Consider the following 261-nt stretch of genomic DNA (forward strand, 5'->3'; position numbering starts at 1 on the left):
ATATCATATGTTTCCGGATTGATAGAAGCTTTCAAACAAAATTTTATAGTTATCATTATCTATTTAGTTTTTAATTTTAAAGATTTTGATTTTACTAATTTACGTGAATATATTGTTCCTGCATTATTAACTATCTATTTCTTAATATCGTTTATTGGTCAAATTTTAAAAGTATATAATACTCGGTATTGGATATAGAACAATCATTTCATATTGACTACAGGAATATTTAATAAAGAACTTAAAGAATTAGATATAATT

The 261-nt window shown here is 21.1% G+C and carries 1 pseudogene; it reads left to right on the forward strand.

What is annotated here, in order from left to right:
* Nucleotides 1-261, forward strand: a pseudogene (locus Q4528_RS14405) (PH domain-containing protein); the annotation flags it as partial.

The sequence above is a fragment of the Staphylococcus pasteuri genome, assembly GCF_030547725.1.
In the GTDB taxonomy this organism is placed as follows: Bacteria; Bacillota; Bacilli; order Staphylococcales; family Staphylococcaceae; genus Staphylococcus; species Staphylococcus pasteuri.